General features: G+C 64.3%; 16 protein-coding genes and 1 pseudogene. 6 read left to right on the top strand and 11 right to left on the bottom strand.

The annotated features are described in order from the left end of the window. Positions 1–25 precede the first annotated feature (25 nt). Positions 26–1264, bottom strand: coding sequence for an IS256 family transposase (locus ACPYIS_RS06615; protein ID WP_132963481.1), 1239 nt, complete (start codon positions 1262–1264; stop codon positions 26–28). 47 nt (positions 1265–1311) lie between these two features. Here ACPYIS_RS06615 and ACPYIS_RS06610 point away from each other — a divergent pair. Next, positions 1312–1638 (top strand): annotated as a pseudogene (locus ACPYIS_RS06610) (transposase); the annotation flags it as partial. Between the two features lie 168 nt (positions 1639–1806). Here the strand turns inward: ACPYIS_RS06610 and ACPYIS_RS06605 are convergent. From ACPYIS_RS06605 to ACPYIS_RS06580, 6 genes are read right to left on the bottom strand one after another with little or no spacing between them, the layout of a single operon-like run. Next, positions 1807–3153, bottom strand: a complete 1347-nt coding sequence (locus tag ACPYIS_RS06605; protein WP_425974062.1) for a hypothetical protein — start codon at positions 3151–3153, stop codon at positions 1807–1809. Continuing rightward, complete coding sequence (locus ACPYIS_RS06600; RefSeq protein ID WP_424894849.1) at positions 3153–3464, bottom strand: hypothetical protein; 312 nt, start codon at positions 3462–3464, stop codon at positions 3153–3155. Before ACPYIS_RS06600 ends, ACPYIS_RS06605 begins: the two co-directional genes overlap by 1 nt. Before the next feature lie 12 nt (positions 3465–3476). Then, on the bottom strand, positions 3477–4037 hold the full coding sequence (locus ACPYIS_RS06595; protein WP_347286764.1) for a hypothetical protein: 561 nt from the start codon (positions 4035–4037) through the stop codon (positions 3477–3479). A 12-nt stretch (positions 4038–4049) separates the two neighbouring features. After that, the gene (locus ACPYIS_RS06590; protein ID WP_347286763.1) at positions 4050–4256 is read right to left on the bottom strand and encodes a hypothetical protein; all 207 of its coding nucleotides are present in this window, start codon (positions 4254–4256) and stop codon (positions 4050–4052) included. Positions 4257–4268: 12 nt separating this feature from the next. Then, positions 4269–7430 carry a DUF4815 domain-containing protein gene (locus tag ACPYIS_RS06585; RefSeq protein ID WP_425974016.1) on the bottom strand — a complete coding sequence of 1054 codons (3162 nt, stop codon included), beginning with the start codon at positions 7428–7430 and terminating at the stop codon, positions 4269–4271. A gap of 15 nt (positions 7431–7445) precedes the next feature. Beyond that, positions 7446–8138, bottom strand: coding sequence for a hypothetical protein (locus ACPYIS_RS06580; protein ID WP_424894852.1), 693 nt, complete (start codon positions 8136–8138; stop codon positions 7446–7448). A gap of 97 nt (positions 8139–8235) precedes the next feature. On the opposite strand from ACPYIS_RS06580, the gene ACPYIS_RS06575 reads away from it, so the two are divergent. Further along, on the top strand, positions 8236–8478 hold the full coding sequence (locus ACPYIS_RS06575; protein WP_424894853.1) for an AbrB/MazE/SpoVT family DNA-binding domain-containing protein: 243 nt from the start codon (positions 8236–8238) through the stop codon (positions 8476–8478). Beyond that, entirely contained in the window at positions 8478–8816 is a 339-nt protein-coding gene (gene mazF / locus ACPYIS_RS06570) for an endoribonuclease MazF (protein ID WP_424894854.1), read from the top strand. The genes ACPYIS_RS06575 and mazF overlap by 1 nt, the downstream gene beginning before the upstream one ends. Before the next feature lie 12 nt (positions 8817–8828). Here mazF and ACPYIS_RS06565 read toward each other — a convergent pair whose 3' ends face one another. Then, a complete protein-coding gene (locus ACPYIS_RS06565; RefSeq protein WP_424894855.1) occupies positions 8829–9608 on the bottom strand; it encodes a hypothetical protein in 780 nt (259 codons plus the stop codon). Positions 9609–9670: 62 nt separating this feature from the next. Between ACPYIS_RS06565 and ACPYIS_RS06560 the strand changes: the two genes are divergently transcribed. Beyond that, positions 9671–10842 (top strand): IS3 family transposase gene (locus ACPYIS_RS06560; RefSeq protein ID WP_424859250.1). Its coding sequence is split into 2 segments (ribosomal slippage): positions 9671–9926 and positions 9926–10842, totalling 1173 coding nucleotides; the frame shifts between segments, so codons are not numbered across the junction. 5 nt (positions 10843–10847) lie between these two features. Here ACPYIS_RS06560 and ACPYIS_RS06555 read toward each other — a convergent pair. The 3 genes from ACPYIS_RS06555 to ACPYIS_RS06545 are packed head-to-tail and all read right to left on the bottom strand — an operon-like array spanning position 10848 to position 12920. Then, complete coding sequence (locus ACPYIS_RS06555; RefSeq protein WP_425974061.1) at positions 10848–11678, bottom strand: phage tail protein; 831 nt, start codon at positions 11676–11678, stop codon at positions 10848–10850. A 37-nt stretch (positions 11679–11715) separates the two neighbouring features. Then, positions 11716–12570, bottom strand: coding sequence for a baseplate assembly protein (locus tag ACPYIS_RS06550; RefSeq protein ID WP_425974014.1), 855 nt, complete (start codon positions 12568–12570; stop codon positions 11716–11718). Beyond that, positions 12567–12920 (bottom strand): GPW/gp25 family protein, encoded by a 354-nt coding sequence (locus tag ACPYIS_RS06545; RefSeq protein WP_425974059.1) that lies wholly within the window; start codon positions 12918–12920, stop codon positions 12567–12569. The genes ACPYIS_RS06550 and ACPYIS_RS06545 overlap by 4 nt, the downstream gene beginning before the upstream one ends. A gap of 82 nt (positions 12921–13002) precedes the next feature. Here ACPYIS_RS06545 and ACPYIS_RS06540 point away from each other — a divergent pair, with 82 nt between their 5' ends. Together ACPYIS_RS06540 and ACPYIS_RS06535 are read left to right on the top strand one after the other, a co-directional pair. After that, positions 13003–13323 carry a type II toxin-antitoxin system PrlF family antitoxin gene (locus tag ACPYIS_RS06540; RefSeq protein WP_425974057.1) on the top strand — a complete coding sequence of 107 codons (321 nt, stop codon included), beginning with the start codon at positions 13003–13005 and terminating at the stop codon, positions 13321–13323. Further along, entirely contained in the window at positions 13323–13775 is a 453-nt protein-coding gene (locus tag ACPYIS_RS06535; RefSeq protein ID WP_425974104.1) for a type II toxin-antitoxin system YhaV family toxin, read from the top strand. Before ACPYIS_RS06540 ends, ACPYIS_RS06535 begins: the two co-directional genes overlap by 1 nt. Positions 13776–13797: the final 22 nt, after the last annotated feature.

The following is a 13797-nucleotide window of genomic DNA, read 5'->3' as shown; positions in this document are numbered from 1 at the left end:
GTTTCTGAATCTGTCCTCGTGTCGTTCAGCGTGGTGCGAGGGTGAAGCGGTCGCCGTATAGTATCGCGAACTGGTTCATCGCCGATTTCCACTCCTTGCTCGCCCGCTTCCAGTCCGCGGTGATGTTGCGCAAGGCCAGCCAGATCAGCTTGGTGGCCGCCTCGTCGCTTGGGAAGTGCCCGCGGCTCTTGATGATCTTGCGTAACCGCGAATGCACGCTCTCGATGGCGTTGGTGGTGTAGATGATCCGCCGCACTTCGGGCGGGAACGCGAAGAACGGGATCACCCGGCTCCACGCCCGCCGCCAGGCCGCGACCACGGTCGGGAAGCGCTGGCCCCACGGCCCTGCCTCGAACGCGTCCAGCGCGCGCTCGGCGGCCTCCGCGCTCGGTGCGGTGTAGATCGGCTTGATCGCCGCGGCCAGCGCCTTACGGTCCTTCCAGCTCGCATAGTCGAGGCTGTTGCGGATCAGGTGCACGATGCAGGTCTGCAGGGTCGTGGCCGGAAACACCGCCTCCAGTGCCTCCGGCAGGCCCTTCAGGCCGTCGGCCACGCCGATCAGCAGGTCCGTGACCCCGCGGGTCTTGAGATCGTTGAACACCTTCATCCAGAACTTCGCGCCTTCGGTGTTCTCGATCCAAAGCCCCAGAATGTCGCGGGTCCCGTCCGGCAGCACGCCCAAGGCCAGATACACCGCCTTGTTGCGCACCACGCCGTCCTCGCGGATCTTCACCCGCAGGGCATCGAAGAACACCACCGGGTACATCGGCTCCAGCGGCCGGGCCTGCCAGGCCCCCACCTCGGCCATCACCGCGTCGGTGACGGCGCTGATGAACTCCGCTGACACCTCGATGGCGTACATCTCGGCCAGATGGCCCTGAATCTCGCGCACCGACATGCCGCGGGCATACATCGAGATGATCCGGTCGTCAAAGCCGGCAAACCGGCGCTCATGCTTCGGGATCAGCTGCGGTTCGAAGCTGCCGGCCCGGTCGCGGGGCACCTCGATCCGCAGCGGCCCGCCGTCGGTCAGCACGGTCTTGCCGCTGCGGCCGTTGCGATGGTTCCCGCAGCCGCCCTCGGGGCTGGCCAAGTGCACGCCCAGCTCAGCCCCCAAGGCGCGCTCGATCACGGCCTTCTTCAGCTTCTGGAACACGGCCTCGACGCCGGCGGCGTCCATCGGTCCGGGGATCAGCTTCTCAAGCAGCTCGTCGGGAAGAATGGCGTCCGGCTTCGCGGCGGGGGTGGTCTTCTTGCGTGGCATGGGGGCTCCTGGAAGTCGTCATGGTAGGCCCCTCACACAAAAATCCTGACACCCTCTACCAGGGCGCAGACAAGCGCGAAGAAAACCAAGGCAAACAGCTCAGCTGGCACATCGCCATGCGGCCGGGCAAGCGCAAAGCGCTGCCCGAGACGCCGTGGGGCGTGGTCATGGACAAACTCGAGCAGGTCAAGGCGCGCATCCGCGCCAAGGGCGAGCATGCCTTTCATGTGATCAAGAACCTGTTTCATCACCGCAAGACGCGCTATCGGGGGCTGGAGAAGAACACCAAGCAGCTCTACACCCTGTTTGGCCTGGCCAACCTGGTGCTGGCGCGCCGGTGGTTGTTGGCACCTCAAGGACCAAGTGCGTCCTGAATCCGGCAAAACCGGATCAATCAGAGCCGAGGGGGCTGCAAAGGAGGCAGAAATCGGCCGCTTTCTACCCCTGATGACCACATCCCCGCCGCCTGCGGCCGCACCTCTGCGCAATCCGCCAGCGCGGCAGCGCTCGAGACGGGCGGGTGGGGTTTATTCAGCGGTTCCTTAGATCTTCCAGTTCTCAACGGGCATCAGGCAGGGGTAATTGGTGCTCGTGTAACCTGTATCGATCCAGTAGCGGCTGGTCGACAAACTGACTGCGCCACCGTTGGCCAGCACCCCCGTGGTCTGGAATCCCGCCCCCGCAAAATCCATCAAGCCGACGTTCAAGCCCTGGCTGGAGTCGGCGTTGTTCTCGTGGAAGGAATAGGCAAAGCCACTGGCGCGAATCGGGATGATCGACACACCACAACTGGAACTGCTGTAGGACAAGCGGTAGTAGCGCGTGGGGTCATCGGTGTTGACCACGTGCCCCGAGATACCTGAGCCGTAGTAGTAATAGGGCGCGAACGCTGCTACCCACTGGTTGTCCCAGGTGATCTGGTGACGCATCCCGTAGTAGCTGCCCTGCTCGATGCCGTAGGACGTGGTGCAGGACACCGTCGTGAAATTCGTGTCCAGCGTGCCGGTGTTGCCGACCCCTGGGGTGAGCACGGCCATGTGCGAGCAGTTGCTCGGCACAAAACGCACCAGGGCGATCTTTCCACTCTTGGTCGGAATCACCCGCATCCGGTACTGGCTCTCGGTATAACCGGTCGAACCGTTGGCGTTCCAGCTGAAATCCACATACTGGTAACTCGCACCATTGCTGCCGGCCTTGGCTTCCAGAATGAACTGGTTGAGTTCGCCAGGCTTGCCCGAGAGCTTGGCCGTTGGGTGCTTCCAGATATGAGCGCGGTAGTTGCAACTGGCGTCACGCGCCTCGATCAGCACCAAGAGCCCGGCTACCCAGTGGTAGCCGACAGCGCTGCGCATATTGGTATTGGCCCCGGCCCAGGTGGTGGCCGAGGCCGTTGCCAGGCCGGTGGTGAGTTGATCCAGCTGGGCAAAGCCACCGCGCGTGTATTGGCGCAAGGTGGTGCCGGAGAACCACAGCGACATCGGCTGGCGGTAGCCTTCAGGCCCCACGACCACACCGAAATTGGCCATGAAGCTGCCCATCTGATCGGGCTGGCGCATCGCCATGCCGCCATTGGCGGACAGGCGCAGCAGCTGGTGGCCATCGACCGAGTAGCAGGGCGTGGCCTTGATCCAATAGGAACCTGCCGAACTCGAGCCGACCTGGCCGTTGGTGTAGTTCCAGCCGGTGTAGTCTGACCAGATCTCGCCCGAGGTCGCCCAGGCATTGCCTGCATTGGTCTGGTTGGCCCGACTGACCAGATTGAAATCCGAGTCGTAGATGCTGCAGTCCGGGCTGTTGTTGTACGAGGAGAACACCCCCACCAGTGGCAGGGGCTGCTTCTCATAGGCCGGGACAGTTTCCACCGGCAGCGTGCGCAAAAATCGTCCCATTACGCCACCTCCTCGATGCCCCAGGCGTTGAAGCTGACCGTGGCGGCGCTGGCCTGCACCACGATCTTCTGACCGGCGGCCAAGGAGAGCGCGGTGCGCTCCAGCACCTCGGTCGCCGCCAGACTCACCTCAAATTCGATGAATTCGCTTTCGGCCGGCGTGGCCGACGCGGTGAGCGCCACGCGCACCTTGGCAGCCGCCGTGCCTTTGTTGCAGGCGGCGACATTGACCACCGCGCGACGGCCGGTCGGTACTTCGTAGAGGGTTGCCAGCGTGTTGGCGGCTGGCAGCGCCGTTCCCAGAATGGACATCGAGGGGGCTCCTTAGAGTTGGGCAAAGAAGAAGGTCTTGCGCCCCAGCACCAGTTGCTGGGTGACGCTGTTGGCAGCGGCTTGCGCCGTGGCCACGGCCGCATCGGCCGCGCTTTGCGTGGCGGCAATCGCCTGGTCGCGAGCACTGGCCGATTGCTGGATCGCGGTCTGGGCCGCCGCATTGACGGTGGCCACTGTGCTGGCCTCGGTCTGTGCCATCACGGCCAAGGCCGCGTTCTTGGTCTGGGTGACCGAGGATTCCGCTGCCGTCTTGGTGGCGGTGATCGCGGTCTCGGCCGCTGTCTTGGTAGCCGTGACGTTGGCAATCGCGACCTCAGCGGCCGTGGCAATGGTGTCGAGCGTCGCCGACTCCACTGCGTTGGCGTGCGCCGACATCTCCGCCATCTTGATGTCGCCCATCTCCTCGACCTCGAGGACGGTGGCGCGACCACCGATGCGGTCGATGGCGGTGCCGAGGTACGCCAGTTCTTCCGGGGTGGCGATCTCGGCGGCGGTTTCGATCTTGGCTTTGATCGCGCGCACCGCATCACGCAGCAAGGGGTCTTTGGCCATGGGGAGTGCTCCTTAAAAGCCGAACTGGTGAAACACCCGCAGTTGCTGGCGGTGCAGCCGTTCGGTGAGTTGGTCTTGCCCCTGCTGAGCGGATGCCTCCTGCGCGGCCACATCCGCATCGATGCGGGTGAGGGCTTCACGCAGGTTGAGGACGTCTTCAGACAGCAGGTGCTCGGGGTGCGGCAAGGGATAGCCGCGCGGCGTGCGCTCCTGCGTCATCGGTCACTCCCATCAGGTGACGATGACGCGCAGGTTGCGCACGAAGGGCCGGTGCTGCGGTGAGCCGGATAACGCCAGCTTCACGCGCGTGGTGCGGTCGGCACCGACGCCAACGAGGCTGCTGGCCTTGTAGGTACGTTCCACCCAGCCGTTGCCCACCTCCACGCCCGACGACAAGGACAACGTCTGGAAACTGCCCGGCGTGCCTGACTCCGCCTGCACCGTCACGCTGGACGTGCCAGGTGTCAGGGCATCGAAAGTCACCGCCACATTGAAGGTGGCAGCAGCCGGAATGGCGCGGGACAGGTAGTCGCCAGCGGCCTCCAGCGTGCCGAACACCAGCTGCGTGCCCGGATACAGGATCGGACTGGCGGTATCGGTACCGGTCAGCCGGGCTGACACGGCCAGATTGCCGGAAAGCTTCTCGCTCAAGGCCAGACCCCGGTCTTCCGACAAGGTGTAGATCCGCCCCTGGGCATCGGTCGCCAGAAACTGCACATCGGTGCCGGCGGCCGGACGCTCGACACCCGCAAGCGCCATCACATCGGACAGATTCGTCACCGTGTACTGGCCCAGCGAGACCGTCTTGCTCGTTTGCGTGAAGCGGCAGCCGAGCAGCCGAAACGTCAGGTCCTGCGTCTGGTGCGGTGTCCAGGTGATGCCATTGCTCGATGAGAGCAGCACGCCGATCTGGTAGGGCTGAGCGGTGACCCAACCGGTGCGCGGGTCGTACTTGCCGAGCTCGGCCACCGACACGGCGTGATTGGCATCGTCGGTGAGCACCACGATGGCGTACTCGCGGTTGGCCTCAAGTGCCACCGGATCGAGGGCGATCCGGGTCGGATTGCCGTCGGTCTTGATGTCCGAGGCCGCCAGGCGACCTTCCGTCAGCACTGTGGTGGTCGGGAGGCCAACCTGCGTCTCGCGGATCTGCACGATCACCGGCGCGGTGCCGCCCTTGGTCGTGAACCACAGCTCCAGCCCGCCGATGGTGCGGCGCTCGGGCAGCGTGAAGGTCTGCGCCAGCGGGTCCCAGCGGCGTACCACGGTGGTCAGAATCCGCCGGCGCGTTTCGGTGACGATCTGGCCTCGTCCTACATAAGTCGCCGAGCCGTAACTGCCACCGGCCCCCAGAAACTCCACCAGCTTCGCACCGGCCGGAATCGCTGGCGGGATCTGGAAGCTGCCCGTGAGCAGGCCCGAGGCATTGGCGGCCGTGCCGGCCGGCTGCGAAATCCCGATACCGTCGAAGCGCAAGGCAGCCAGCGCCTCACTCGGCCCGAAACCTTCCAACCGATAGGCGACGCTGAGGCTGCGCAGGAACTGGGCTTCCTCACTCGAGGAGGCCAGCACCTGCTCCGAACGACGCGTCTCCACGACCTGCTCGAGCACACCGCTGCCGATGACCAGGCGCTCGGTGACGTTGGACGCCCAGGTGGTGTTGGTCACCGTGAACTGGTCAACCGCTGGGTTCAAGGTGACCCGGGCCGGCACCGGTTCGAAGGCCTGGTAGGGGTTGATCTTCATCGACCCGGTACGGGCCAGCTGCTCGATCACCGGGGTCAGTGTGTAATCCAGCGTGATGAGGGCGTTGCCGTTCTCCTTGGCGTGCTGCGCACTGGCCGTGATCGGCAGGGTCAGCACCCCGGCCACAATGGCCCCGGTTTGCGCCACGCCCTGGTCGCGCAGATCGTCGTCGAGGAAGTTGTCCACGAAGAGACCTTTCTTGGCGGCCGGCTCCCGAATGTTGGCATCGACCCGCAGGCGTTCGAGCGCCATCAGGTCATAGAGGTCGGCAATCTGGCGCTGCATCGCGGTGAGTTCCGAGACCTTGATGGTGCGAATCGCCACGTTACGCACAACCGGCTCCGAACCACTGCGCCAGTCATAGGCGATCTCGGCCAGCGCCAGGCGCGAGGCGGGCACCGTGGGCGCGACGGGGTTCCTCACCTGGCTGATGCCCTTGATGCGCTCCACCTGGCCATCGGCGGTGAGCGCCAGCACATCCACGCGCGGCAGCTTCCACAGGTAGTCGATGTACATCGTGGAACCCTGCACGACGCCCGAGACGGTGAAGCCGGTGTCGGTCAGGTTCGTTGGGGTGATGCTGGCGATGTACTGGTAGGTGACCTGGTAGCTCGATCCCGGGGCCGGTTCAGCGCCGCCGGGTGACCAGTCGATCTCATCGCCCACGACCTTGTAATCGGTGCCCTGGGCGTAGGTGGTGCCGCCTTGCTTGACCTCCAGCACGGCGACGACCGTCGGTTCGGTCAGCACATCGCGGCTGCCTGTGAAGGCGCCATGGACCACCGTCTCGGTTTTCTGCTGCGTGACCTTGATGTCGAGCACCTGCGCCAGCGGCGGCCGGTTGATGGTCACCACCATCGACCCATCGCCGCTGTCATTGAACACCTGCGGTTCGCTGGAGACGCGCTGTAGATCGGGATCGATAGGCAGCCGCAGACGTTGGGACTGCGTGCGCTCGACCTTGAAGCCGTCGATGTTGGCGCGCCCCTCCGCCACGGAAAAGATGTGCTCTTGGCTGTCGCTGTCCTGGGAGAGATAGCGCACGCCCAGCCCCTCGGTGACGTAGTGGCCGTTGGCGTCGTAGTCGTAGCGCGCGAGGCTCGAAATGACCCCATCGAGCACAGGCGGCTGGCGGCGGTTCTCCAGCAGACCGTTGTCCAACGCATAGACGGCGTGGAAATCTCCGGGCTTACCGTCACTGGTGCCGGCACCTTCCCAGCCCCAGGCGAGGGTCTCCTGCAGACGGCCGGCCCCCGGCTCCTGGTAGTTGCGCACGCCCACCGCCGGCTCGCGCAAGGTGGGGTCTTCGAGTTCGGTGACGGTGCGGGTGGTGAAGCGCACGCCGACGGCAATGCGGCCGGTGGTCGGCACCGTGAAAGTGGTGGCCGGCACCTCGCGCACGGCACCGCGCAGATAGACGCGCCCCGCCTCCAGGGTGACCAAGCCCGTGTCGGCATCGATCTGCAGGTTGGCGCCGCTGACGATGTCGCCGTCCTTGAGCAAGGCATCGGCCACGCCCTGCAGGCGGTGGATCAGGGTGGTCTGGATCTCGTTGAGTTCTCGGGACTGCAGGCCATCGCCGGCACGGAACAGCAACTGGGTGTAGTGCTTGGCCGGGTCAAACAGGTTGTAGTAACGCTCGATCATGGGGGGCCTCGCGATTTAGAAAGTGACGACGAATTCGAAGGTCTCGCGCGTACTGGGCTGGCGCACGATGGGCACCGAGTTCTGCAGCACGAGGAGGATGCCGGGCTCAACGACTTGGCTCGGCACGAAGAATTTCTGCCCGATAGGCAATTCAGGATCGGTCTGGGTGCCGACGAAGAGTCCTTGCTCACGCACGATGGAGGTCGCGGCATCCTCGAAGTCAAAGCGCACGCGGATGAACAGGTGGTTCGTGGGCTCGGTGACCAGCCTGTAGCGTCCGGTCGGCACCACGATTTCGCCCTCGGGGTCGGCGGCAACGAAATGCACCTCATCCACCACCCGGCGGCCGACTTCGCGCAGCAGCGCCGTCTGGCCAATCGACTCGGGCGGATGCGTGACCTTGAAGTGGACGGTGACGTCACCGCCTTCCGGGATCGTGCTATCGGGTAGACGCCGGATCACGCCCTCGCGGGCGTTGGCGCTGTAGTCCACATCGAGCAGATACTCGGTCTGGTCATCGAGCGAGGTGACGCGAATGTCAGCCAGGTGCGTCACGCCCAGCTCGATCACCCCCGCCTCATCGAAGGGTGTGCTGATCGCCTTGGTGGTGTCCCACAAGGGGTCGCCTTCGCCCAGGGCGAGATGCAGGGTTTGTGCTTTGATCGCGGCGGCAAGCGCGGCGCGACCGCTGGTGGTCAGGATGGCCATCGGGTGCTCCAGTTCGTTGGTAGATACTTTTGTTGATACATCGAGATAAGTCGCCTACAATTCATCCGTATCTACTTTTGTTTCTACGGAGGCTGCCATGGCGCTTCAGCTCGTCAAAAAATGGGGCAACAGCCCGGCCATTCGCTTGCCCGCAGCGGTGATGGAAGCGGCACATCTGACACTTGAACAAGCGGTCGAAGTTCGTGCCGAGAACGGTCGCATCGTCATTGAACCGGCTGTGCCGACCTACAGCCTGGACGAGCTACTGGCTGGCATCACAGCCACGAATCGGCATGGTGAGCAGGACTTCGGGATGCCCCAGGGCCAGGAGTTGCTTTGATGGCGCTGTACGTTCCGGATGAGGGCGATATCGTCTGGTTGAACTTCACGCCGCAAAGCGGACATGAGCAGGCCGGCCGGCGCCCAGCTGTTGTGCTCAGTCCCAAGGCCTACAACCAGCGCTCGGGATTGCTCGTCTGCGTTCCGATCACCAACCAGATCAAGGGCTACCCGTTTGAGGTCGTGCTCAGTGGCAATGGCGCCACCGGGGCCGCTCTGGCTGACCAAGTCAAGAATCTGGACTGGAAATCCCGCCAGGCTGAGCGCAAGGGTTCTGCTACGCCGGCAGAGCTCGCTGAGATCAAAGCCAAGATCAAGGCCCTGCTCAAGCTCGCCTGAACAAACGCGAGATCACTCTGCGCGGTAGCTAGCGCCGATCAACTCACGGGTGTCAGTCCACGTCGAAGTCGGCCAACGCACGCCGGTCCAGCTCTGGCCTTGCCAAACAGCGCGTGTACTGAGGGCGGCCTCGCGCGCGGTCAATATCTGTGGAGCGTCGCTCGCTTCAGCACTACGGGTCAGCAAGCGCGATAGGCTCGGGCGGGCGTCGTCGAAGACATAGGGCAGGTTCTCGGTCAGGCCAGAGATGCAAATTTGCATCTCTGTCAGCGCTCGCCACTCGAACTCGGCCACATCACCCAAGGTGAGATCGCCCAGGGTGGGCAGCGGCCGGGTGCGCAACAGTGCTCGCCGGGGCGTGCGGGTATTGACCTCGCCCAGAATGACTTCACTGAGCACCACCTGCGCCCTCTGGTACAGGCGTGGCCGCCAGCCAGCGGCATCGGGCAGACCCAAGTTGCCTCGGGCGTGATCACGGCGCACAAAACCCCGGTCGAGGCTGGGCACGGACTCGCCCAAGGCCCACATCCCCAGCGACTGATCGGCGCGGGCCTGGACACGGTGAACAGCGAGATGGTCGCGGTGGGCCAGCAGACTCAAGGTTGGCACGACCAGGTCGCCCGGATGGCCCCGAGCAAATCGCTCCAGGACTCCGACACGAATCAGCCGGTGCGGCGTCGCGGACAGCTTGTCACTGCCCCCCAGGGTGATCACCTGCCCCACCTCTTGCCAGGCAAAGCGCGGCAGGTTGGCATTGAGGTCGCCCAGGGGCGTACTGTCAGACAGCACCATGACCTTGCCCCTGGAAACCGGATCCCTTGCTGAGTGGTTGAATACAGGCAAGGAGAACGGAAGTGACGAAGGCAACGAGAGCGCGCTACACGCTGGAGTTCAAGCTGGAAGCGGTCAGGCTGGTCAAGGCTGGCCAGAGCATGGCGGCGACGGCGAAGATCCTGGGCATTGCGCAACAGACGCTGCACAACTGGATCCGTGCGGACCGAGACGGTCGTCTGGCGGGGGCTGGAAGCAAGCCGGTGAGCCCAGAGCAGATGGAGATCGCCAGGCTGCGCGCGGAGCTGGCGCGGGTCAAGATGGAGCGCGACATCCTGGGAAAAGCGACGGCGTACTTCGCGAAGGAGCGGGGGTGAAGTACGCCTGGATCGAGCGTAACCGCAAGCGCTGGCCCGTGTCGGTGGCGTGCGCAGTTCTGGGGGTGAGCCCCAGTGGGTACCACGACCACCGTGTGCGCCAGGCACGACCACGACGTGGGATCAGCAACGATGCTCTGCTGGTTCATATCCGAGCGATCCATGCCGAAACGCGTGGCGAGTACGGCTGGCCGCGGATCTGGAAGGAACTGCTGGCACGCGGCATTCGGGTGGGTAAGGAGCGCGTTCGCAAGCTCATGAGCCTGCACGGCATCCGCGCCCGAGGCAAGCGCAAGTTCAAGGCTACGACCGACAGCAACCACAAGCTGCCGGTGGCGCCGAACCTTGTGGATCGGCAGTTCAAGCCGGCCACGCCGAACGCCGTGTGGACGAGCGACATCACGTATGTGGCCACCGACGAGGGCTGGCTGTACCTGGCGGTGATCATCGACCTGTTCAGCCGCCAGGTCGTGGGCTGGTCGATGCAGCCGCACATGCGGCGCGAGCTGGTGATTGACGCGTTGCACATGGCCTGGTTCCGCCGCCATCCGCCGCCGGGACTGATATGCCACAGCGATCGCGGCAGCCAATACTGCAGTGCCGACTTCCAGAAGGCGCTGACCGGCTACGGCATGCGCAGCTCGATGAGTCGCAAGGGGAACTGCTGGGACAATGCGCCCACGGAAAGCCTGTGGGGCTCGCTCAAGGTGGGCAGGCTGCACGGCAAACGCTTCAAGACCCGGCGCGACGCCATGGACGAGATCGTCGACTGGCTGACGTTCTACAACCACCGGCGGCTTCATTCGTCGTTGGGCTATGTCAGTCCGATGCAATTCGAACGGGCTTGGCTTGCCGCCCAGAAAAGGCAGGCTGCGTAACGGTCTCAGCTATGGGATCCGGAACTCGCGGGCAAGGTCACCACCATCGCCCGTGCAAATCGGCGTTCGGGCAGCAAGGTGGTCGCATTCGGCACCCCCAGCGCATTGGCCAGTGTGAAGAGATGCGAGTGCAGGATTTCCTCGTTGGGCGTGTGCCCAGGATCGCCCAGCGCCGAGAAGTCGAGCAAATACCGGTCGATCAAGCGGGCCACAGCAAAGCGCACGGCCTCACGGTTCGGCGCGATCTGTTGTCCGGATGCCAGCGTGTGCTGCACGAAGCCTCGCCCAAACGACAGCTTGGTCTGCCCGTCCCTCCAGAAGACGCCGCTGTGATCGGACAGCAGCGCCTCGCCCAGTCGACTCTCGTCCAGCACCAGACGGCGCAGATCCCAGCCGTGATAGATGCGTGACAAGCGGGATCGGGCCGGCGCTGACAGCCGGGCAATGGCGATCAGGTTGGCTATTGCTGCATCGTCATCCAACACCCGACCCGGATCGAACTGGAACTCGGCAAAGTGGATACCGGGCGATTCCTGCTCGACCGTGGCGCTCGCGCCGATCCACGACAGTGCCGTGGTGAGCGCCGCCGGGGTGCCGCGCAGGCGTTGCCAGCGGATGCCTTCGGCAATGGCCCGGCGAGGATCAGGCAGGTAGGGCAGCAATTCGCCCAGGCCATATTCCCAGATCAGCCAGGGCAAGAGACTGTCGCTAGGGTCAGTCTTGAAGCCAGCCAGGGCCTCAGTCTGGTGTCCCAGTCGGGTCAGCAGGTCGCTCGAGAGCGACAGCGAACATTCGAGTGCCGTGGCATTGGGCGGCAACAGATCGTTGGGTGTCATGCGCCCTCCTGGGGAGAAAAACCCCAGGGCAGCGCGCTTACCGGTCTCTGCCCACGAAGGTCAGCTGGACATCGGTCAGGCGCACCGCCTGGGTGCTGTGGATGCGGATGTCGGCATCCGGATGGATCAGCACGACCTTGTGGATGCCAGGTTGCTGCAGCTGCCCAATCAGCCAGGAGCGGGTGAGATCCCAGCCGAGCACGGCAGCCTGGGCGAGTTCTCGGGTGAGCCGTGGGGTCAGCCCCTCAAACACCGCCATGGGCGTGTCGGGGTAAAGCCAGATCTGGGCCGATACCGTCACTGGCACCAGACTCACCGGCACCACTTCCACGGTATCCGTCAGCACCCGCACGTCGTCGCGCAGGACCGTCGCACGCACCGTCTCCAGAAGCGCTTCAGGCACGGTGTCGCTGTGGCCGGTGGGCAGCACACTGATGCGCACCCGACCCGGGCCGGGGCTGTCGACGGCGACATCGGCGACCTCGGGTGAGGCGGACAAGGCCCAGTAGCGGTAGTGCGCCGCGCCGCCGGCGTTGGCAAAGCCCATGATGCGAGCCCGGATGCGCCGGCGCAGCGGCTCGTCCTGTTCCTGGGGCAGCCGGGAAACGCCATAGAAGGCGCCCAGGTGCTCCAGGTCGTGGCCGACCGCAAAGGCCAGCAAATTCGCTCGCGCCGCTTCGTTGATGCGGGCACGCAGCAGCAACTCGCGGTAGGCCGCCACCTCGATCAGCTTGATCGCCGGGTCGGAGGCCAGCAGCGCGCTGTACTGCGGGTAGCGCACCTGAAAGTCGCGCAGCAGCGCATCGAACACGGTCTCGAAGCGCAGGGTCTCCAGCACCTGCGGCGTGGGCAGGCCGGCGAGCTCTGGCGCCAGCGAGGGGGTGAAATTCATGGAGGTCCTCCAGTGCCGATGCTCAGCCCCGACAGGGTGACGGTCTGGCCTTCAAAGCCCTGCAGCCGTACTTCGCCTTCCAGGGTCAGTTCCACCCAGCCGGCCCGCGCGTTGGTCAGGCGCACGCGGGTCAGTTTGAAGCGCGGCTCCCAGCGGCGCAGCGCCTCGGCGGTGGCGGCGTAAAGTTCGACCGCCAGACGTGGCGTGATGGGTTGGTCGATCAGCTCCGGCAAGCGCGAGCCATAGTCACGGCGCATCACCCGGGTGTTCAGGGGGGTGGAGAGGATGTCGGCGATGCTCTGGCGCAGGTGATCGAGGCCAGCGAGGGGCTGGCCGGTGTGGGCGTTCATTCCGAGCATCGAATACCTCACCTTGACGAAGTAAGGATTATTCCTTACCATAACAACACACTCAGATTCACAGGAGGCCACCATGCCAGCCATTCGCGAAGTTGCCACCATCACATCGAAGGGACAGATCACACTGCCCAAGCCCATCCGTCAGGCCTTGGGCGTGGATGCCGGGGGCAAGGTGGCCTTTGATTTCACGGGTGACCGCGTCATCGTCACCCGCGTGACCGACGAGCCTCACGAAGATCCGGCCATCGGCAGCTTCCTCGCCCTGCTGGAGAAAGACATTCAGTCCGGCCGACACATCACGACGCTGCCTGATGGCTTGGCGCGCTCGATGCTCGCAGCGCTTGGCAAGCGGGTCGATCTGAACGAGGACATTGAAGGCGACGTGGCGCTGTGATTCAGCGTCACGGGTGGAATCTGCTCTTCCACGAATGTCTGATAGAGCAGCTGCAGAAACTGGAGGCAGCAGCGTCGCGTGCCAAGGCACAAGATCCAGCAGGTTTCGAGTCCAATGCCAACGTCAAACTTTTTGATGCCCTTGCGACGCTGATCCTCGAGGTGGTCCCCAGTGACCCGAACCGGGATGAGTACCGGCAAGGCAACACCATGGGGCCTGCGTTTCGCCACTGGCGGCGGGCCAAGATCGGCAGGCGCTTTCGATTGTTCTTTCGGTTTGACTCCAAGACCAAGATCATCATCTTCGCCTGGGTGAACGACGAGCACACCTTGCGCTCATCTGGTGCCAAGACCGACCCCTACATCGTCTTCCAGAAAATGCTCAAGTCTGGCCATCCGCCGGATGACTGGGATGCTCTGCTGGCAGCCAGCAAGTCTGACTGGAAACGGTAACTGCGCAAATTTGCGCAGTTAC

Source organism: Tepidimonas sp. HKU78 (genome assembly GCF_049860815.1).
Lineage (GTDB): Bacteria > Pseudomonadota > Gammaproteobacteria > Burkholderiales > Burkholderiaceae_C > Tepidimonas.
Note: the sequence above shows the minus strand (reverse complement) of the source record. Positions and strands in the feature narration are given on the sequence as shown.